The 19,486-nt window shown below is 59.8% G+C and carries 16 protein-coding genes and 1 pseudogene; 11 read left to right on the forward strand and 6 right to left on the reverse strand.

Translation table 11 applies throughout. From position 1 onward, the window contains the following. Positions 1–63: 63 nt before the first annotated feature. Positions 64–960, reverse strand: a complete 897-nt coding sequence (locus ACYQ47_RS20900; RefSeq protein WP_459906633.1) for a LysR family transcriptional regulator — start codon at positions 958–960, stop codon at positions 64–66. Between the two features lie 107 nt (positions 961–1,067). Here ACYQ47_RS20900 and ACYQ47_RS20905 point away from each other — a divergent pair, with 107 nt between their 5' ends. Further along, entirely contained in the window at positions 1,068–1,775 is a 708-nt protein-coding gene (locus tag ACYQ47_RS20905; RefSeq protein ID WP_459906634.1) for an SDR family NAD(P)-dependent oxidoreductase, read from the forward strand. A 659-nt stretch (positions 1,776–2,434) separates the two neighbouring features. Here ACYQ47_RS20905 and ACYQ47_RS20910 read toward each other — a convergent pair. The 4 genes and pseudogenes from ACYQ47_RS20910 to ACYQ47_RS20925 all read right to left on the reverse strand — a co-directional run bounded on the left by ACYQ47_RS20910 (position 2,435) and on the right by ACYQ47_RS20925 (position 7,548). Further along, positions 2,435–3,668 (reverse strand): annotated as a pseudogene (locus ACYQ47_RS20910) (porin). 330 nt (positions 3,669–3,998) lie between these two features. Continuing rightward, entirely contained in the window at positions 3,999–5,015 is a 1,017-nt protein-coding gene (locus tag ACYQ47_RS20915; protein WP_459906635.1) for a Gfo/Idh/MocA family protein, read from the reverse strand. 118 nt (positions 5,016–5,133) lie between these two features. After that, positions 5,134–5,997, reverse strand: a complete 864-nt coding sequence (locus ACYQ47_RS20920) for a shikimate dehydrogenase family protein (RefSeq protein WP_459906636.1) — start codon at positions 5,995–5,997, stop codon at positions 5,134–5,136. Between the two features lie 117 nt (positions 5,998–6,114). Beyond that, on the reverse strand, positions 6,115–7,548 hold the full coding sequence (locus tag ACYQ47_RS20925) for an MFS transporter (RefSeq protein WP_459906637.1): 1,434 nt from the start codon (positions 7,546–7,548) through the stop codon (positions 6,115–6,117). 85 nt (positions 7,549–7,633) lie between these two features. Between ACYQ47_RS20925 and ACYQ47_RS20930 the strand changes: the two genes are divergently transcribed. The 10 genes from ACYQ47_RS20930 (at position 7,634) to arsH (ending at position 16,123) form a co-directional block, all read left to right on the forward strand. Beyond that, positions 7,634–8,443 carry an IclR family transcriptional regulator gene (locus ACYQ47_RS20930; RefSeq protein WP_459906638.1) on the forward strand — a complete coding sequence of 270 codons (810 nt, stop codon included), beginning with the start codon at positions 7,634–7,636 and terminating at the stop codon, positions 8,441–8,443. Next, on the forward strand, positions 8,440–9,249 hold the full coding sequence (locus ACYQ47_RS20935) for a 2-keto-4-pentenoate hydratase (RefSeq protein ID WP_459906639.1): 810 nt from the start codon (positions 8,440–8,442) through the stop codon (positions 9,247–9,249). The genes ACYQ47_RS20930 and ACYQ47_RS20935 overlap by 4 nt, the downstream gene beginning before the upstream one ends. Positions 9,250–9,261: 12 nt before the next feature. After that, complete coding sequence (locus tag ACYQ47_RS20940) at positions 9,262–10,155, forward strand: fumarylacetoacetate hydrolase family protein (RefSeq protein ID WP_459906640.1); 894 nt, start codon at positions 9,262–9,264, stop codon at positions 10,153–10,155. A 28-nt stretch (positions 10,156–10,183) separates the two neighbouring features. Next, entirely contained in the window at positions 10,184–10,879 is a 696-nt protein-coding gene (locus ACYQ47_RS20945; RefSeq protein WP_459906641.1) for a hypothetical protein, read from the forward strand. 108 nt (positions 10,880–10,987) lie between these two features. Beyond that, positions 10,988–12,559: a UxaA family hydrolase gene (locus tag ACYQ47_RS20950; protein WP_459906642.1), complete on the forward strand. Its 1,572-nt coding sequence runs from the start codon at positions 10,988–10,990 to the stop codon at positions 12,557–12,559. 387 nt (positions 12,560–12,946) lie between these two features. Beyond that, complete coding sequence (locus ACYQ47_RS20955; RefSeq protein WP_459909249.1) at positions 12,947–13,270, forward strand: ArsR/SmtB family transcription factor; 324 nt, start codon at positions 12,947–12,949, stop codon at positions 13,268–13,270. Positions 13,271–13,282: 12 nt separating this feature from the next. Beyond that, positions 13,283–13,759 carry an ArsI/CadI family heavy metal resistance metalloenzyme gene (locus tag ACYQ47_RS20960; RefSeq protein ID WP_459906643.1) on the forward strand — a complete coding sequence of 159 codons (477 nt, stop codon included), beginning with the start codon at positions 13,283–13,285 and terminating at the stop codon, positions 13,757–13,759. 23 nt (positions 13,760–13,782) lie between these two features. Beyond that, entirely contained in the window at positions 13,783–14,277 is a 495-nt protein-coding gene (locus tag ACYQ47_RS20965; protein ID WP_459906644.1) for an arsenate reductase ArsC, read from the forward strand. A 22-nt stretch (positions 14,278–14,299) separates the two neighbouring features. Continuing rightward, positions 14,300–15,385, forward strand: coding sequence for an ACR3 family arsenite efflux transporter (arsB, locus tag ACYQ47_RS20970; RefSeq protein WP_459906645.1), 1,086 nt, complete (start codon positions 14,300–14,302; stop codon positions 15,383–15,385). 15 nt (positions 15,386–15,400) lie between these two features. After that, the gene (gene arsH, locus ACYQ47_RS20975) at positions 15,401–16,123 is read left to right on the forward strand and encodes an arsenical resistance protein ArsH (RefSeq protein WP_459906646.1); all 723 of its coding nucleotides are present in this window, start codon (positions 15,401–15,403) and stop codon (positions 16,121–16,123) included. A 209-nt stretch (positions 16,124–16,332) separates the two neighbouring features. Here the strand turns inward: arsH and ACYQ47_RS20980 are convergent, their stop codons facing one another. Then, positions 16,333–19,482, reverse strand: a complete 3,150-nt coding sequence (locus tag ACYQ47_RS20980) for an error-prone DNA polymerase (protein WP_459906647.1) — start codon at positions 19,480–19,482, stop codon at positions 16,333–16,335. Positions 19,483–19,486 lie beyond the last annotated feature (4 nt).

The following is a 19,486-nucleotide window of genomic DNA, read 5'->3' on the forward strand; positions in this document are numbered from 1 at the left end:
ATCCTCCACAGTATCGCTTCTTCGTCGGTGTGCGGCGAGCTGCGGGTCGGACGCGCCTAGAACTTAAGCGTCGAAAAGAGTTTCGCTCTGCTTGAATGAATCGATAAGGTGCTGCATGACCGCGCGTATTGTCGGGACGTTTCGGTCCTGTCTGCGTATCAATAGCCACATATCTCGCGGCAGGGGCAACGGCCCCAGCGAGCACGGGCTCAGCCCAGGCAAGCTTCGGCCTAGATAATGAGGCAACAAGGCTAGGCCTGCACCGTCTCGCGCGGCGATCGCCTGCAAGATGTGATTCTCGGCGCGAAGTGAAACGCGCGAGTGCTGGAAATGCTGTGTCAGCCAGTTCGTGCCCGGCATGTCGGCGCTTTCCTCGTTGAAACTCACGAAAACCGGCACCTCCCCGCGTTCGGCTCGCTCGCACTGCGCTGGTGCGCCATAGAAGCCGAACGCCATGCGACCGAGTGGCTTTGCGATCAGGTCCGCGTCGACGAGGCGACCCACACGCACCGCCATATCGGCTTTGTGACGATCAAGACTGACGGAACGAAGGTTTGTCGCAAGATCAATGTCGATACCAGGATAGGACTCGGTAATCTGTGTGAGGCGTGCAAGGATGAAACCCTGACATAGCGCGGGCGGTGCATTTATGCGCACCAGGCCTCGAAGGATAGCGTCGCCATCGCTCGCCTGCGCATGCCCTATCGTCAGCGCCGCGGTTTCCATTTCCGCTGCAATCTGCAATGCGTGTGTTCCAGCCGGCGTCAGTGCGTAGCCCTCCGGCCGGCGCTCCACAAGCTTTTGACCGACGCTTTTCTCGAGAGACTGGACACGGCGAGCAATCGTCGCGTGATTGACCCGCAGGGCGCGGGCAGCGGCAGACAGGCTTCGATAGCGCCCCAGCGCCAGAAATATCCGCATGTCCTGCCAGTCGAGTTCTGTGCGTTTTTTATCAGTCATTGCGCGAGGATAGCGGCTCCTCTTTCCGAAAGTCCAGCGATAACCTGCTGTCCATACCACGGGATGCCAACTGCATCCAGGTTCACTCAACAGCCAGGAGAAACAGCATGAGCCAGAAAAAGGTAGCCATTGTCACCGGCGCTTCGCAGGGCATTGGCGAAGGCATCGTGAACGGCTTCCGCGCCCGGGGCTACGGCGTCATCGCTACATCGCGCTCGATCCAGCCTTCAGCCGAGCCTGACCTCGTGACCATCGCCGGCGACATCGGCGACCCCGACACGGGTAAGCGTCTGGTCGAGGCAGCTCTCGACAGCTTCGGCCGCATTGATACGTTGGTGAACAACGCCGGCATCTTCATCGGCAAGCCGTTCACCGAATATACCGAAGAGGATTACCGGCTCAAGGTGAAGACCAACCTCGACGGCTTTTTCTTTACCACGCAGCAAGTTATTCCAATGATGCTCAAGCAGGGCAGCGGCCATGTCGTCCAGATTACGGCTTCGACGGCGGAATTCGCGAGCTCGCGCTCGCCCGCCTTCATCGCCATGCTGACGAAGGGTGGGATGAACGCCGCGACCAAGAGCATGGCGATCGAGTACGCCATGCGCGGGATCCGCGTGAACGCCGTGGCTCCTGGCGTTATCCGCACGCCGATGCACGATCCGAGCATGGTTGACAAGCTGGCCGCCTTCCATCCCTTGAACAAGCTCGGCGAAGTCGAGGATATAGTTCGAGCGGTGCTATATCTTGAGGACGCCGCCTTTACAACCGGCGAGATCCTTCACGTCGACGGCGGTCTAATCGCTGGACGTTGACCATCTAAGGGGCGCCGAGGGAGCGCCCCTACGCGCCGGTAGGATGGTGTGCTGGTATGGAAGGATGCGGTGAGCAGCGAGGCACTCGACCTGCTCCGGCTCGAGTCTCGAAAAGAGGTGTGTCGGTGCCGACAGTCATGAAGAGGCTTCCAAATCCAGCTAAGGGCTTAATCCCGTGTTGAGGTGCAGCTGACCTGCGCCCGCCGTGCTTCCCGGCGGCCTTGCGCCGGCTCACGGCCAGGAGCCGCCGGTCGAGGTCGACATCCAGTTCGACTAGCCAAGCTCTCGTTTCCTGTCGCTCAATGGCCGCTTTGCGGCGAGCAAATCACCGAGGGCACAGCCTCAATCCGGCCACTTTGAGACGCTCGCTGCGGCGCCGGGCGGTCGTTATCGGCGGCCGTTCTCTCATGCTGAGCGGACGTTCGCGACGGCCAACGACGATCCGAACTCAAGGTCCCGTAGGTATCGACCTGTTCGGGGTCGATCTCTCGTTGCACCAGAGCAGCCGTGGTGCATGAAGGTGACGCAAGCTCGCAACGTGCTGCTGGCGCTTTGCGGGCCTGCGGATTTCCCGGACCGCCGCTCACGGTTGTCCTGTTGACCACCTGTCGGTGGCCTCACCATAGACCGTCGCAATCGGGGAGAGCCTCCGCCGGTGCTTAGAAGCGGTGGACAATGCCCACCCCTGCTGCGAACATGCTGCGCGAGGAAGACGGAGTCGACTGGAAGCCGTCGCCGATCGATGCGGTTGCATCGATTTGGCGGTTCGCCGCGCCTGCTGCCGTGAATGTCGGTGTGCCGAGCGTGCGGCCGTTTGCGCGCTGGAACGCTTCCAGTGCGTAAAAGCCGGTCCGTTTGGACTGCGCGTAGTACTGGGACAGGTTCAACTGGTGATACGACGCTGCGTCGTCGATACCGTTCGCCTTGCTCGCCCACGTGTAGCTGTAGCCGGCGGCGAAGTCCCATGCCGTCGTAGCCTTCCAATGCAGCACAGTGCCAGCGGTATTGAAAACTTGCTCGTCGGTGAACTTCGACAGCGCGCCCGGGATGTACTGAACGTTTGTGTATGTCGCCGTGATATCCCACGCGCTGTTGAACACGTAGGCGAGGCCAACAGCAAAGCGGTTCTGTGCCTGTGCGCCCTGATAGCCGTTGGTGACTGCCGACACGCCCGACTGGCCAGCCGTGTTCATAGTCGAGTCCGTGCCGTAGACGCCGCCGCCGACGGTCGAGTTGTTGATGCGCATAAACGCAACCGAACCGCCGATCGGGCCTTGCTGATACTGAATCGCGGCCGACCACGTCGAGCCCCGGTACACGCTGTCAGGCACGCCTGCGAGCGACTATGATCCGCTCGCCGTAAAGCCGAAGAGCTGCGGCGACGTATAGACGATCGAGTTGTTCGCACGGTAAATCGTGTCCAGCGCGTCCAGATCGCCGGGATGCGCGCCGAAGTAGCCGGTCAGCCAGTTCGTCGGACTGTACGGCGCCATCAGCGTGTAGTACGACGTGTACTGGCGACCCAATGTGAGCGTACCGAACGGCTGGTTGCAGACCGACCCAGGCTTGACGGCCGAACATCGCGTTCGTGTATTGCTGCGCGCCGTTGTTGATGTTGAAGCCCGACTCCAACTGGAAGATGGCCTTGGTGCCGCCGCCCAAGTCTTCAGTGCCCTTCAGGCCGAAGCGGTTGCCCGCCCAGATGCCCGATGCCGTTTTAATGTTCGAACGGCCACCGCTCGTCGAACCGAGTAAGGTCTGGCTGCTTTGATAGACAATCGAATCGTCAACGATACCGTACAGCGTCACGCTGTTTTGAGCGAACGCTGGCGCAGTTGCCGCGAGTGCCGTTGCTGCGAAAGCGGAAGCTTTGGTCAAGTTTAAATCCTTCATTACGTCTCCTTTGTTAGATATGGGGATTGCTTCTGTTCTATGGGATCGGTTCGAGCGCCGTAAGTACGCTAAAACTGAGCGTCTCCGCCGTCGCGAATGCATGGAACAGAGCTCGTCGGCTCACAGCTAGTCAAAAATAAGGAAAACTAAGTTAAACCTGCGACGTGCCATCCTCAGGTGAAGGAGAACATCTAGACTGCAGCCATTCCGGGATAATGCGATAAATCGATCACGTTGCGAGGCAGCCACGAAACTGCGCCAATCGACAATAATCCTTTGGCGCATGCAGATCGGCTGTCTCGCATATTTTCAACGCTACAAGCGATCCAACTAACAATTGGGCTCAAGGATAAGAGGCACTCCCCCTTGTTGGGCCGACGCATATGCTGCGTCCATGACTTGCATCATCAGCTCCGCATCCCGCAATGATGCAATCGGCTTCGCGCCAGTCTGACTTTCTTCAAGTACGCGCTTGACAAACAAGGGGTAGTAGACGTCGGTCTCAAGCTGGAGGCGGCGGCTTCGCGTGCCGGCAGAAAGATTATTTCTGTCGCGGATCTCGATTCGGTCCGGACCAGACTTCGCGTACATGCGGTCCGAAGCTAGAGTGAAAGAAAATTCGCGCTGCTCGTCGGCGGTACTGGGAAAGCTGTATCCCGTCTCCACCAAGCCGATCACGCCGTCTTCGGTTTGCATGGTCACCAGCGAATAGTCTTCTGCGGCACCTCGATGCGTCCTTGAGTTCATGACGGCCGAGACACGGGCAACCTCCTTGCCTGTGAGCAATCTGAACAAGTCGATGAAGTGCGTTGCCAAGTTGATTGTTGATCCTCCGCCGGAATATACGGGATCGACTGCCCAACCGGAGCCTGCAGCTTCGTATCGACTGGGCGGTCCAGCAATGAAACGAAACGACATGTAGTTGAAGTCCGAGGGTACGCGCCCCTGCGCTTCTTCAAGTGAGCCAAGCAACTCGCTCATTCGGAAGATTAGCGGCACCGCGCAATAAAGATTCGCTTCCTCGGTCAGTGTGCGAAGCCGGGTGACTTGGGACATGTTGACGCCGCACGGCTTCTCTAGCGCGAACGGAATGTTCCGCGCGATGACGGCCTCGGCGAGCGCCGGCATTTCGGAATGCCGCCCGAACACAAACGCGAAATCAACCTCCTCGCGCTCAAGCAACTCGTAGGCCGACGAGTACAACTTGCTCCCGAAGCGTGCCGCAATCGCCTCACCCTTCACTTGCTCAGCATCGGAGACCGCAACCACCTCAATCCCGGGCGCGTTGAGCGCATCAAGATACAGCGGGACATGCCAATGGCTGGCCTCCAACAAGGCAACTTTCATACTTCTTCTCCTTCGCAATTTCCCACGAATTTTTTAATCCGGATTGGCAGGTAACAGCTGGTGGCATGGGGCATATTTCGCAATTCGGCATGACGGCCGTGCGCTTTTGCCTCGCTGCTCATTTCAGGCTCTCGTCTCTTGTTGAGCGGCCTTCGGGACGGTAGTCGAATCCGAGAAAGCGCAGCGCGTACAAAGCCTGTCCTTGATGCATTGGACCCCCGTCCTGAACACGACATCCCCGTGCCTGCGCGGCTCGGAGAAGCGGCGTCGGCTCGGTCGAATTAATGATGTCTACGACGATGGTGCCGTGTGCGAGTCGCTCGGGATCAACTGGCATGGCGTCGTTCGCTTTCATGCCGAGCGGCGTGGCATTGATCACGACCTCGAAACCATGCGGATCGGATGGTCCTGAACGCGCAGTACAACCCGTTTCGGCGGTAACAGCCGCCGCAAGATCCCTGGCGCGGTGCTCGTCGACATCGGAGATGGTCAGCGTGCTAGCGCCTTCGGAAGCGACGGCAAATGCGATCGCTCGACCTGCGCCTCCTGCGCCCACGAGAAGCACCGACTTATTCGCCGGATGGTTGCCTTCCCACTGCATCCCAAGAACGCAGCCGATCCCATCGGATATCGCGCCGACCCACCGTCCATCCGTGTCGCAGCGGATGACGTTGAGCGCGCCGACCTGACGAGCGGTCGAATCCAGCTCGTCGACAAATGCGAGCATCCGTTGCTTATGAGGCATTGTGACCAGCATGCCGGACAGATTGCCCATCGCTCGTGCACCGCTGACGAAGGCCGACAGGTTATCTGCCTTGACCCAAAAAGGAACGCAAGCAGCGTCGGTGCGCTGTTCGACAAACAGCCGGTTCAACAGTTGTGGCGACTTCGCCGCGCTCAGCGGGTCGCCTACCAACCCATAGAGTCGCGTTGTGCCCGAGATATGTGGTTGCATTGCGGCGTGATTTTCAATGTAAAACAAAGGTCAATTCGTGCACATTCGAAACCGCGTACGGCTCCGAAGTGCGCATTTGCATGCGACGTCCAACTTGCGTTGCGCCCACGCGCTGATCACGCCGAGTAGGCGGCTGGCAACGGCTTAAGACCGCACGTTATTGACAAACCCCGGTTGAGCAGCATCCTTGCTCGTCACGGCGATGGCTTCTCTGCGCAGGCGTTCATATTCGGCCTTGGGTACCGGAATCGCGTTGCGGTCACCGAGATCGTCAAGGCGAATACGGTACGTTTCCCGAGTGGTGAACGCGGCAAACGCGGCAACCAGACAAATGCCGAACGTGAGAAAGCCAATTTTCAACGGGATGTTGGCGGATCCCGGGGGCGCGACTGCGACAAAAAGCGACGGCAGCAAGGCACACAAGGTCGTCCCTACGTTTTGTCCGATTGCCATGCCGGTGACACGCACGCGCGTGCGGAATAGTTCGGGGAAGAGACTCGGGAACACGCCGTTGAAGCCTTGGTAAGCGACGCCCCACATGAGCACCGAAAAGACCAGCGAGAGCCAGACACTGTGGATGCTGATGGCGTACAGATAGCCGAAAGAGAGGATCCCGGAGCTCACGACGCCGACCAGAACCGGGGGCCTGCGACCAATCTTGTCCGAGAGGTTGCCGACGAGGGGGATCAGTATTACGGAGCAAAGGTTGCCGAGGACCGGCACCCACAGAAAGACGCTGGCAGGAAAGCCAATGCCATACGCCGGCTGGACTGCATAGGTCGCGCCGAACACAGTCGCCAGGAGCGCGGTGACCGCGGCAAGTGCCATGCCGACAACGCGCAAGACATCGCCCCAACTCTCGCGTAGGACCTCGATGACCGGAGACGCAGGAACTTCCCCGTGTGCCTGCTCTTCAGAAAAAGCGGGGGTCTCATCGACCTGGCGCCGAATGATGTAACCCGCGATGATCACGACGATGCTCAGCAGGAACGGAATGCGCCAGCCCCAGGAAGCAAACTGATCCTTCGGCATGAAGTGCGCGAGCGGCAAGAAGATGCCTGCCGCGAGGAGTTGCCCTGCCTGCACCCCTTGAAGGGTAAAGCTTGCAAAGTACCCACGCCGTCCGAACGGCGCATGTTCGAGAATCATGGAACTGGCGCCGGACATTTCACCCGCGACCGCGAATCCCTGAATAAGCCGCAGGATCACGAGCAGCACTGGCGCCCAGATGCCGATCTGCTGGTAGGTGGGCAAGAGGCCCACACACATCGTTGCGATACCCATTAAGAGCATGCAGACGATCAGGACCGTCTTTCGGCCGTGGCGATCGCCGAGGTGCCCAAGCACCATGGCCCCGATCGGTCGGGCGACATAGCCGACACCGAAGGTCGCCAGTGAAGCGACGATGCCTACCGTTGGATCCGCTGATGGAAAGAAAAGTTGCGGGAACACCAACGTCGCTGCAGTCGCGTAGATGAAAAAATCGTAGTACTCGAGCGCCGAGCCGATCCAGCCACTAGCGGCTGCGATCTTCGACTGGCGCTTGCCGTGGGGCGTCGCCGGGGCTTTTGCTTTCATGCCTGTCTCCATGGGTAATTGACTTTTTGGTGTCGCTGGTCTATTGTTGTAACACCGTTCCAATAGGAAGGATGTTACTCAAATTATGAGAGTTGTCAAGGGAGCAGTTGACCGATCGCTTCAGGCGATCGAGTTGCTCGCACGTGAGGCGCGGTGGATGCGTATGTCCGATATCGCTGCTGAACTCGAGCTCGAGAAAGGACCGGCCCATCGAGTCCTAGCGCAGTTGTGTGAACAGGGCTGGGCTGAACAGGACGAACACACTTCCCAATACCGGCTGACCTTGAAGCTTTCCTTGCTCGGTCAGCGGTATTTACACGGGCTTGGCTTACCGGGCCTGGTGCAACCGATCCTCGATGAGGTTGCGGCTCAGTGCCGCGAATTGGTCCGGCTGACGGTGGTCAGTGAGGGAAAACTCGCGTGGCTGGCGTCCTCCCAAGGCGCGGCACCGGGTCTCATGTATTCGCCGTCCATGGATAGCCCTATTACGTTGCATGCAACGGCGAACGGAAAGGTGTGGCTAGCGTCGATGTCAAACGACCAGGCGGTCGAATGTGCGTTGCGTGGTGGACTCGGAAAAGCAGCGGCCCGCGCATGGGGGCCGAAGGCGATCACCAGCATCGAGCAGTTGATCCCCGAGTTGGAGCTGACCAGACAGCGCGGCTATGGGCTTGTCGTAGAAGAGGCCGAACCCGGCGTTGCCGCCTTGGCGGTGCCAGTGCGGTCACTGACCGACGGTGCAGTGGTCGGCACGATGAGCATTGCCGGACCCGTAATGCGAGTTCAGCCCGAGCATTACGACAACTTCTGCGCGTTATTGAAAGAAGCGGCTTCGAAGCTAGGTGCGGTATGGCCGCGTCAAAGCGTTGGTGCCAATGTAAGTGAGGCGGCATGAACGTGCCAGCCACAACACAGGCCGCCCAGGCTATCGCCAGTCCGCGTGAACAGGCAGCACGCCTTCTTGTGACCGCGCGCCAAGAAGGCGCGCTCGTCGAGCGGCTGCCTGTCGAACTGCTGCCTGCGAATCTAGACGACGGCTTCGCAATCCAGCAAGAGGTCAGCCGTCAGCTAGGCCGGCAGATCGGCGCATGGAAATGCGCGCTTCCGCAGCCGGGCAAAGTCATCGCTGCGCCGATCTACGACGCTGATATTCATCGAGGCGAAGTATGTCGCATGAGTGGGTCTCCGCGTGTCTCTGTAAGGGCGGAACCGGAACTGGCGTGCCTACTCAACCGCGACCTGCCGCCACGGCGCGAAGCCTATGGCGAAGCCGAAGTGCTCGATGCTCTTGGGGACACGCACCTAGCGCTCGAATTGCTGGGCAGCCGTTATGCGCATCCCGAAGAGCTGACATTCCCTGAATTACTGGCAGACGGCTTGTTCAATGCCGGTCTTGTCATTGGACCCCGGGTTAATTCGATCGAGGGCGCGACGTTGGCCGATCTCCCCGTCGAATTCGACGTCAGTCTAGCCAGCGCCGGGCACGAGGCAGTCACATTCGCTGGCCGCCACCCTGATCGCAGCATGCTGGCGCCGATGGTGTGGCTCGCCAATTTTCTTCGTGTCCGCGGCCTCGGACTGCACGCAGGCCAAGCTGTGATCACCGGCTCTTACGCGGGTGTGCTGGCACTGCCAACCGGCATTGACCTGCGTGTTGGCTTCGGCGACCTCGGCACATTGCCGATTACTTTTTTGTCTTGAGAGGAGTACTACATGCGTCTCGTTCGTTTCGGCCAGCCTGGCCAAGAGAACCCCGGTATCATCGATTCGAGCGGCGCGATCCGCGATTTGAGCGGCATCGTGGACGACATTGATGGAACGACTGTCTCGCCGGTCGCCCTCACAAAGCTGAGTGAACTCGATTTAGATCGTCTACCCATCGTTGAAGCGGGCACGCGTCTCGGCGCCTGCGTCGGCAACGTTCGCAATCTCGTGTGCATTGGTCTGAACTACTCGGATCATGCTGCTGAAACCGACACACCGATACCACGCGAACCGGTGGTGTTCAACAAGCATACGGGCTCAGTCAGCGGCCCAAACGATCCGGTCATCTTGCCCGCAGACGCGCAAAAGCTGGATTGGGAGGTCGAACTCGGCGTGGTGATCGGCAAACCCGCGTGGCAGATCGACGAAGCAGACGCGCTAGACCATGTGGCGGGCTACTGCCTTGCGAATGACGTTTCCGAACGCGCGTATCAGCTCGAACGCGAAGGCCAGTGGACCAAGGGTAAAAGCGGATTCTCGTTCGCTCCGCTCGGACCGTGGCTTGTTACGCGTGATGAAATTTCCGATCCGCAGGTGCTTGACCTGTGGCTCGACGTCAACGGCACGCGTCGTCAGACCGGCAACACACGCACGATGATCTTCAATGTCGCGCATATCGTGGCGTATCTCAGCCGCTTCATGCCGTTGATGGCGGGCGACGTCATCATTACGGGCACGCCTCCCGGCGTGGGCCTCGGTCAGAAGCCGCCGGTCTTTCTCAAAGCAGGCGATACGATGACGCTTGGCAGCAGCGGACTTGGCGCGCAGACGCAAAAGGTTGTGCAGTATGCGGACACACTCGGCGCGGCATGGGCCCGCGGCGAGTATCCATTAGCGCTGTAAGACAATTCGATTTGACAAAGGAGGAGATATGAGCCTTGCTGGAACGGGCATTGTCGCAATCTGGCATGACCTGCTGCCGGAAGCGAAGGACGAATTTTACGAGTGGCACAATCGCGAGCATATGCCGGAACGTGCCGGGATTCCAGGGTTCAGGCGCGGTCGGCGCTTCATAGCACTGGATGCAGGTCCCGAGTACTTCAATCTTTACGAGGCCGACACAGTCGAAGTCCTAGGCGCGCAAGACTACCTTTCTCGGTTGAATACGCCGACGCCGTGGACCAAGCAGGTGGTCGCCTCTTTCCGGAGCGTCGCCCGCTCAATCTGTCACGTGGCCTATTCGGACGGTGTTGGGCAGGGATCGAATCTCATGACTGTGCGCTTCGACGTGCCTTCGGATGCACGGGCGGAGGTCGTGAAGGGTTTGCGTCAGCGCGTCCTACCGCCCCTTGTCGACCTACCGGGTATCACGGGCGTCCACCTGTGCCTTGCCGACGAGGAGATCAGCAAGGTGGAGACGGCGGAGAAGAAGGCGCGTTCAGAAGGCACCCAGGTACCGACATGGATCGTGTTAGTCGAAGGGTGCCGGGCAGACTATGTCCGTTCAGCGGTGGACCGTTTGGTTTCGGGACTCGCGGCATTGCCCCAGGCCGGCGCGACAGAGCCGGACACGACCCTCTATCAACTTGAGTACACGCGCTGCAAAACGCCCTGGAGCGCTGGTTAAGCAGTTAAGCGGCTAAGCGTCGTCTGAGCACCGCTGCATGGCCTTTCGCGCAAATCCCACGTGGCTAGGCGCGACTGACCTTCACCCTGAGAACATAGGAATACTGCCATGTCGTTGAATATTGTCGACACGTCCGTCCCATCCACCGCATCCATGTCGGCTCGTGTCATACGGCTGAATCCGGCCGACGATGTTGTTATTGCGCTCGAACAGCTCATGTCCGGCACGGTGATCGAGAATGAAGCGGTGACAGTTTCGGGACTGATTCCGCCCGGTCACAAAGTGGCGACACGTGACATCGGTCAGGGTGAGGCGGTGCACCGCTACGGTCAGGTAATCGGCTTTGCAAGCCAGCCAATTCGCGCTGGGCAGCACGTTCATACCCATAATCTTGCGATGGGCGATTTTGCGCGCGACTACGCGTTCGGTCAGGCCGCGCGTCCGACTGTTCCGTCGAATGAGCCGGCAACATTTCAGGGCATTGTCCGGGAAGACGGCCGTGTCGCCACGCGCAACTACGTCGGAATTCTCACCTCTGTAAATTGCTCGGCCACCGTTGCACGAGCCATTGCTGACCATTTTCGGCGCGACGTCCATCCGGAAGCACTAGCGGCGTTTCCGAACGTTGATGGCGTCGTCGCGCTAACACATAGTTCGGGTTGCGCAATCGACTCGGAGGGCGACGGTCTCGCGATTTTGCAGCGCACGCTCGGCGGCTATGCATGCCATCCAAACTTCGCTAGCGTGCTGATCGTAGGTCTCGGCTGTGAAACAAATCAGATTTCGCGACTACTTGAAACACAAAGACTCCGCGAACACGACCGATTGCGAACGTTCACGATCCAGGACAGCGGTGGCACGACATTGACGATTGCGAAGGGTATTGAACTGGTTCGGCGCATGTTGCCCGAAGCGAACAACGTGAGGCGAGAGCCGGTCAGCGCAAGCCATCTCACGATCGGTCTGCAATGCGGAGGATCCGACGGCTATTCCGGCATCACCGCCAATCCGGTGCTAGGCGCAGCCGTTGATTTGTTGGTGCAGCACGGCGGCACCGCGATTCTCTCGGAGACGCCGGAAATCTATGGCGCAGAGCACCTACTGACGCGCCGCGCCACAACGCCAGAGGTGGGTCGGAAGCTGATTGATCGCATCAGGTGGTGGGAAGCATACGCGCAGCGGCAAGGGGCCCAGATCAACAACAATCCGTCGGCGGGCAATAAGGCCGGCGGCTTGACGACCGTCCTCGAGAAATCATTAGGCGGCATCGCAAAGGCAGGTTCGACAAACCTCACCGAGGTGTACGAATACGCTCAGCCCGTTAAGGCGCGCGGTCTGGTGTTCATGGACACGCCTGGATACGACCCAGTGTCGGCGACCGGCCAGGTAGCAGGCGGTGCAAACCTGATCTGCTTCACCACGGGACGCGGTTCAGCTTACGGCTGCGCCCCCGCGCCTTCCGTCAAACTTGCGACCAACACAGCACTTTGGCAACGACAGTCCGATGATATAGACCTGAACTGCGGAGAAGTGTTGGAAGGACGTGCGACGATCGAGCAACTGGGTCGGGTGCTTTTCGAATTGCTGCTAGATGTAGCCTCGGGGACCCGTTCTCGCAGCGAGCGGCACGGTTACGGACAAAACGAATTCGTACCTTGGCAGATTAGCGCAATCATGTGAGCGTAGGTCAAGGCCATTTGGCGGTCTTTATTCTGCTAACCAGGTAACGGTTTTCCCCGCAGTGCCTTTCCTAAGCATGCGCGCCAATGCGAGTAAGCCCAGTTGAAGGGCTGCTATACATCGGACATCCGCCACTGAACGCTCGCCGGTTTGAAGGTCTGCTTCGGGTCGAGAGTTCGCGTTGCCGACCAGCCGTTACCGGGCAGCCAAATACCAGTGGCCGCTTTACGGCGATGAGTTCGGAGCTCGGATTGGCTCACCCCGACCCTGAACTGCCCTTCGATCCACCGTCTCGGCTAGGTTCGTTCGCAAAACGATAGCCGTCATTGCTCCGGTGAGCTGCCGCAGCGGCTTGCCTCCATGCGACATTTCGAATATATTGGAAATATGGAAGACAAAGACGTTATCCGCGCCCTCGCGGCGCTCGCCCACGAACTGCGCCTGCGGGTGTTTCGCATGCTGGTTGTCGCTGGCCCGACCGGCTTGACGCCGGGCGCCATGGCGGAACAGCTCGACGTTCCCAATGCGACGCTCTCCTTTCACCTGAAGGAGCTGATGCGCGCGGGGCTCGTCACGCAGGAGCGCGACGGCCGCAGCCTGATCTATCGGGCCGCCTATGACCAGATGAACGCGGTCCTGGGTTTCCTGACCGAAAACTGCTGTCAGGAGCAGCCTTGCCTTGAACCTGGCGCGGCCTCATGCAAATGCTGACGGAGAACCACCATGAAGCGGTTTCATATCCACATCCACGTTGACGACCTCGCAGCCAGTGTCGCGTTCTATTCGAAGCTGTTCGACGCGGAACCGGCGCGCGTCGAGGTGGACTACGCGAAATGGATGCTGGACGATCCTCGCGTGAACTTTGCGATTTCAACGCGCGGCACGAAAGCTGGTGTGGACCACCTCGGCTTCCAGGTCGACGACCCGGCCGAGCTTGCCGAACTCGCAACGCGGGCGGAGGCTGCGGACATGGTCCTGCTCCATCAGGGCGAAACCAACTGCTGCTATGCGCGCAGTGACAAGCACTGGGTTCTGGATCCACAGGGGATTGCCTGGGAGCACTTCCATACGCTGGACGGCGCTCCGGTATATGGAGAGAGCAGGCAAACATCGTCGTCGGCAGGGGCAACGTCCTGCTGTGCCCCGAGCGGCAAACCCATTGGCATCCCTGTTAAGCCTGCCGGTTCGGCCTGCTGCTGATCATGCTGCGCACGGACAACACCATGACCACAAACGTACTCATTCTCTGCACGCACAATTCCGCGCGCAGTGTGCTTTCCGAAGGCATGCTGAACCGCTGGGCGAAGAAGCTCGGCAAGGACGTCCGCGCGTACAGCGCGGGCAGCGCCCCGAGCGGACGCATCAATCCGTTCGCGCTCGAAGCGCTGACGAATGCCGGTATTGATACGGAAGGCTATCGCAGCAAAAGCTGGGATCAATTCGCGCAGGACGGTGCACCCGAGATGCGCATCGTCATCACAGTCTGCGACAGCGCTGCGGCCGAACAGTGTCCGTTCTGGCCGGGCAGCCCTGTCAAGGTCCACTGGGGCTACGCCGATCCGTCGAACGCGCCGGGCGGCGATGAAGGCAAGCGTCACGCATTCGAACTCACGCGCGAAGCGATCGGCTACCGCATGCTGCAACTGCTCACGCTCCCACTCGAAAGTCTGGACAACGCCGAGCTGAAGCAGGCGCTAAACGACATCCTTCAGAGCTGAATCCTCTCCATCAAGTCACCCCATGAACACCCCCAATGTTGCCGCTTCGGGGAAGTCGGCCGCAAAACCGGCCATCAGCTTCTTTGAGCGATACCTGACCGTCTGGGTCGCGCTGTGCATCGTCGCCGGCATTCTGCTTGGGCAAGTCCTGCCTGGGGTCTTCCAGGCGATCGGCCGGATGGAATATGCGCACGTCAATCTGCCGGTCGGCCTGCTGATCTGGGTGATGATCATCCCCATGCTCGTCAAGGTCGACTTCGGTTCGCTGCATGAGGTGCGCCAGCACGTTAAGGGCATCGGCGTTACGCTCGTCGTGAACTGGCTGATCAAACCGTTCTCGATGGCATTGCTCGCATGGCTCTTCATCAAGCACCTGTTCGCGCCGATGCTGCCTGCAGAGCAACTCGACAGTTACGTCGCGGGCCTGATCCTGCTTGCCGCCGCGCCCTGTACGGCGATGGTCTTTGTCTGGAGCCGGCTGACCGGTGGCGATCCGCTGTTCACGCTTTCCCAGGTCGCGCTGAACGACAGCATCATGGTGGTCGCCTTTGCGCCGCTGGTCGGCCTGCTGCTCGGCATTTCCGCGATCACGGCGCCGTGGGCGACGCTGCTCACGTCCGTCGTGCTCTACATCGTGATTCCGGTCATCCTTGCGCAGATCCTGCGCCGGGTGCTCCTTGCCAAGGGACAGGCGGCGTTTGATGCCGCGATGGCAAAGATCGGTCTATGGTCCGTCACCGCGTTGCTGGCGACGCTGGTGCTGCTCTTCGCGTTCCAGGGCGAGGCCATCCTGAAGCAGCCGCTCGTCATCGTGCTGCTCGCCGTGCCGATCCTGATCCAGGTGTTTTGCAATTCGGCGCTCGCCTACGGGCTCAATCGCGTAGTTGGCGAGAAGCACAACATTGCCTGCCCCTCAGCCCTAATTGGCGCGTCGAACTTCTTCGAACTGGCTGTCGCCACGGCAATCGGCCTGTTCGGATTCAACTCAGGGGCCGCGCTCGCGACGGTCGTGGGCGTGCTGATCGAGGTGCCGGTCATGCTGCTCGTGGTGCGCATCGTCAACCGCTCAAAGGACTGGTACGAGTGCGCCTGGGGAATACAGAAATGATCACAGAGGGCAAACGTGTCCGATTTCACGACTGACTTCCCGCAGGTGGACCCGGCGCTGTTTCGTGTGCCCGATATCAATCGCCTACAGCCTGCAAAGGCGTCGCCGCATCCGCCGCGTATCCTGCTGCTCTATGGTTCGCTGCGCGAGCGCTCGTTCAGCCGCCTGCTGAGTGAAGAAGCTGCACGCCTGCTCACGGCGATGGGTGCCGAAGTGCGCACCTTCAATCCGAGCGGCCTGCCGCTGCCGGACGACGCGCCGGACAGCCATTCCAAGGTTGCCGAGCTACGCGAGCTGGTGCTGTGGTCGGAAGGCATGGTCTGGTGCTCGCCGGAGCGGCACGGCGCGATGACCGGCATCATGAAGGCGCAGATCGACTGGATTCCGCTTTCGGTCGGGGCGGTGCGGCCGACCCAGGGCAAGACGCTCGCCGTGATGCAGGTCAGCGGCGGCTCGCAGTCGTTCAACGCCGTCAACCAGATGCGCGTGCTCGGACGCTGGATGCGCATGCTGACCATCCCCAACCAGTCGTCGGTGGCCAAGGCCTTCATGGAGTTCGACGAAGCCGGCCGCATGAAGCCTTCAGCGTATTTCGACCGCGTTGTTGACGTGATGGAAGAGCTGGTCAAGTTCACGCTGCTGACGCGTGACATCGGCCCGTACCTTGTAGACCGGTACAGCGAACGCAAGGAGAGCGCTGAGGAACTGATGAAGCGCGTCAATCAGGCCAGTATCTAAAGCTTGGTGGCCGAAAGCAGTGGCAATGCGGACGTTCGAATGTCGGCCCGAAAGTACCGGCCAATGTCTGGAAGTGGCCGATTGGGTGAGTTCACCAGCGGCCGTTTCCTGGCGCTTCGGTTGGCTGAACATCGATTCCGCTGAGTGGCTGGTTTGGAGGCATTGTCTGACCGGGTTGGGTCGCCTTGAGACATTTGAGGGCAGAAAAATCAACAGAAGTTGCGGCTGATGGCGGTAAGCCCGCCCAAAAGATGCGACATATCTACAAGCCGCTGCGCGACTAGGTGTCGGACTTCCCCTTGGCATTGCCAGGTACCGTACACAGCCAACAAGGCGGCGCCTAAAGCTTCTTTTCGTTGTTTCTCAAGTAGCGAGGGCCAGATGATCACGTTCACGTTGCCGGTCTCATCTTCAAGCGTGACGAACATCACGCCCTTAGCCGTCCCTGGTCGTTGCCGTACGGTGACAAGGCCGCAACCGCGAGCCAGCCGCCCGTTTCGGAATGTACGTAGCGTCGAGGCCGGCATGAGGCGCTGCTCGAGAAGTGTGGGACGCAACAGAGACAACGGATGCCGCCCAAGCGTCAACCCCGTTGAGTTGTAATCGCTCACGATGTCCTGTGCCTCGGAGGGCGCGCCGAGCGCGGGTGTCTCGTCGTCGATCCTGCTATCTGAAAGGAGATCTCGGTCAGGCACGGCAGCGGCCGAATGCCAGAGCGCTTCCCGTCGGTTGCCCGCGAGCGATTGAAGGGCGTTGGCAGCCGCCAGTACTTGCAAATCGTGGCGATCAAGTTGCGCTCGGCGCGCCAAGTCGCTGACGCTCCCGAAACGTCTCACCGCTCGGGCGTTTTCGATGCGCTGCGCAGCTCCATCGCGCATACCCTTCAACAATGATAGTCCGAGACGTACGACTGGCTTCGAGTCTCCTGGCTCATGTTCAAGGATCGAGTCCCAACCGCTGACCGTGACATCGATCGGCGCCACACCGACACCGTGACGTTTCGCGTCCTGCACGAGCTGAGACGGCGAATAAAATCCCATCGGCTGGCTGTTTAGCATGGCGGTCAGAAACGCTGCCGGTTCATGACACTTCAGCCAGCTGCTCGCATAAACCAGTAGCGCGAAGCTCGCCGCGTGACTTTCAGGAAAACCGTATTCGCCAAAGCCTTTGATCTGCTCGAAGATGGCTTCAGCAAAGGATTTTTCGTAGCCGCGCTCTTGCATGCCGTTGACAATGCGATCGTAGTATTGTTGCAGGCCGCCTTTGCGCTTCCATGCTGCCATCGCACGGCGAAGCTGATCGGCCTCACCCGGCGTAAAGCCTGCCGCGAGAATAGCAACTTGCATCACCTGTTCCTGGAAAATAGGCACACCCAGCGTGCGACCTAGTGCGGTTTCCAGTTCCTTGCTCGGGTACGAAACGGGCTCAATCTTTTGACGTCGTCTCAGATAAGGGTGGACCGCGCCGCCCTGGATCGGACCTGGACGGACGATGGCGACTTCGATTACGAGATCGTAGAAGGTGCGGGGCTGCATCCGCGGCAACATACTCATCTGCGCACGCGATTCGATCTGAAAGACGCCAACTGTGTCTGCCTGCGAAATCATTTCGTAGGTCACGGGATCTTCCGGCGGGATGTCCTGCATCTCGAAACGCTCGCCGCGCTGTTCAGAGATGATATCGAGCGTGCGACGGATGGCCGACAGCATGCCGAGTGCGAGCACGTCGATCTTCAGCAAGCCAAGCGCCTCCAGGTCGTTTTTATCCCATTGAATGGCGCTGCGATCAGCCATCGCCGCGTTCTCGACGGGCACGAGCCGCGTGAGCTTTCCGCGACTGATGACGAAACCGCCCGAATGCTGCGACAGATGACGCGGAAAATTGAGAATCTGCGCCGCAAGCTTCGCCCACATCTGAATCAGCGAGTTTTCTGGATCAAGCCCCGACTCTTCGAATCGACGCAACAGATCCTGCGAGTGATCGAACCATTGATGGCTTTTCGCGACCTTGTCGACAATTTGCGGATCAATGCCCAGCGCCTTGCCTGTTTCGCGCAATGCACCCCGCGGCCGATAGGTCGAAACCGCTGCCGCGATCGCAGCACGATCGCGGCCGTACTTGCGATAGATATACTGGATCACTTCTTCGCGCCGCTGATGCTCGAAGTCGACGTCGATGTCTGGCGGCTCGCCTCGCTCTTTGCTTATGAACCGCTCGAACAACATGTTGCCGCGCGAGGGATCGACCTCCGTCACGCCGAGGCAATAGCAAACCGCGCTGTTGGCCGCAGACCCACGTCCCTGACAGAGAATGTGCTGGCTTCGCGCGAAGTGGACAATGTCATAGACCGTCAGAAAATAGGCCTCGTAGCGCATCTCGCCGATCAGTTGCAGCTCATACTCGATCTGCTGCTGAACCTCATGCGGAATTCCAGCCGGAAAGCGCTTATGCGCGCCGATGTAGGTCTCCTGCCGCAGATAGCCTTCGTGCGTGAAGCCTGCCGGCACCAGTTCATCGGGATATTCGTAGCGCAGTTCATCCAGCGAGAAGCTACAGCGCTCCAAAATGTTGAGCGTCTGAGTAAGGGCGTGAGCGGGATAGAGATTCGCCAGACGCAGCCTTGAACGAAGATGCTGCTCCGCGTTTGGCGCGAGATCGTAGCCACATTCAGCGACAGGTTTGCCGACACGGATCGCCGTCATCGTGTCCTGTAGCGGTTTTCGGGAGCGCACGTGCATGACGACGTTGCCAAGCGCGACGACCGGCACGCGATGCCGCTCGGCGATGTATTCCACGCTGCCGCGATGAATGTCGTCCATCGCGCGTTGATGAAGGATCAATCCGACCCATGCGCGAGCCGGAAACGTCTCATTGAGCCATTCGAGCTGCGCTGAAAGCGCCTCTTCCTTCGCCGGGAAATCCGGCACCAGAATCGCCAGGCAATCAGGTACGCCGCGCAGGTGCGCGTAGTCTTTGTCGGGCTTCGAGACGTCGTGCGGCGTGAGCAGGTACGTGCCTTTTGCCGCGCGCATGCGACCGAGCGTGATCAACTCGGACAGGTTGCCATAGCCGTTGCGGTTTTGCGCAAGCAGGATGAGGCCGAACGCCGGGCTCTTGTCCGCGTGCACGAGCCGGAAGTACGAGCCGATGACCAGCGGCAGCTTTTCTTCTTTCGCCTGGACATGTGCGCGCACAACACCGGCGAGCGAACACTCGTCGGTGATGGCGAGGCCCGAGTAACCGAGTTGCGACGCGCGCAGCACGAGCTCCTCGCCATGCGATGCGCCATGCAGAAACGAAAAATTTGTGAATGCGAAAAGCTCCGCGTATTCGGGAAGGGTTGAGGAGAACAGATCCACGGCA

The sequence above is a fragment of the Caballeronia sp. HLA56 genome, assembly GCF_054655155.1.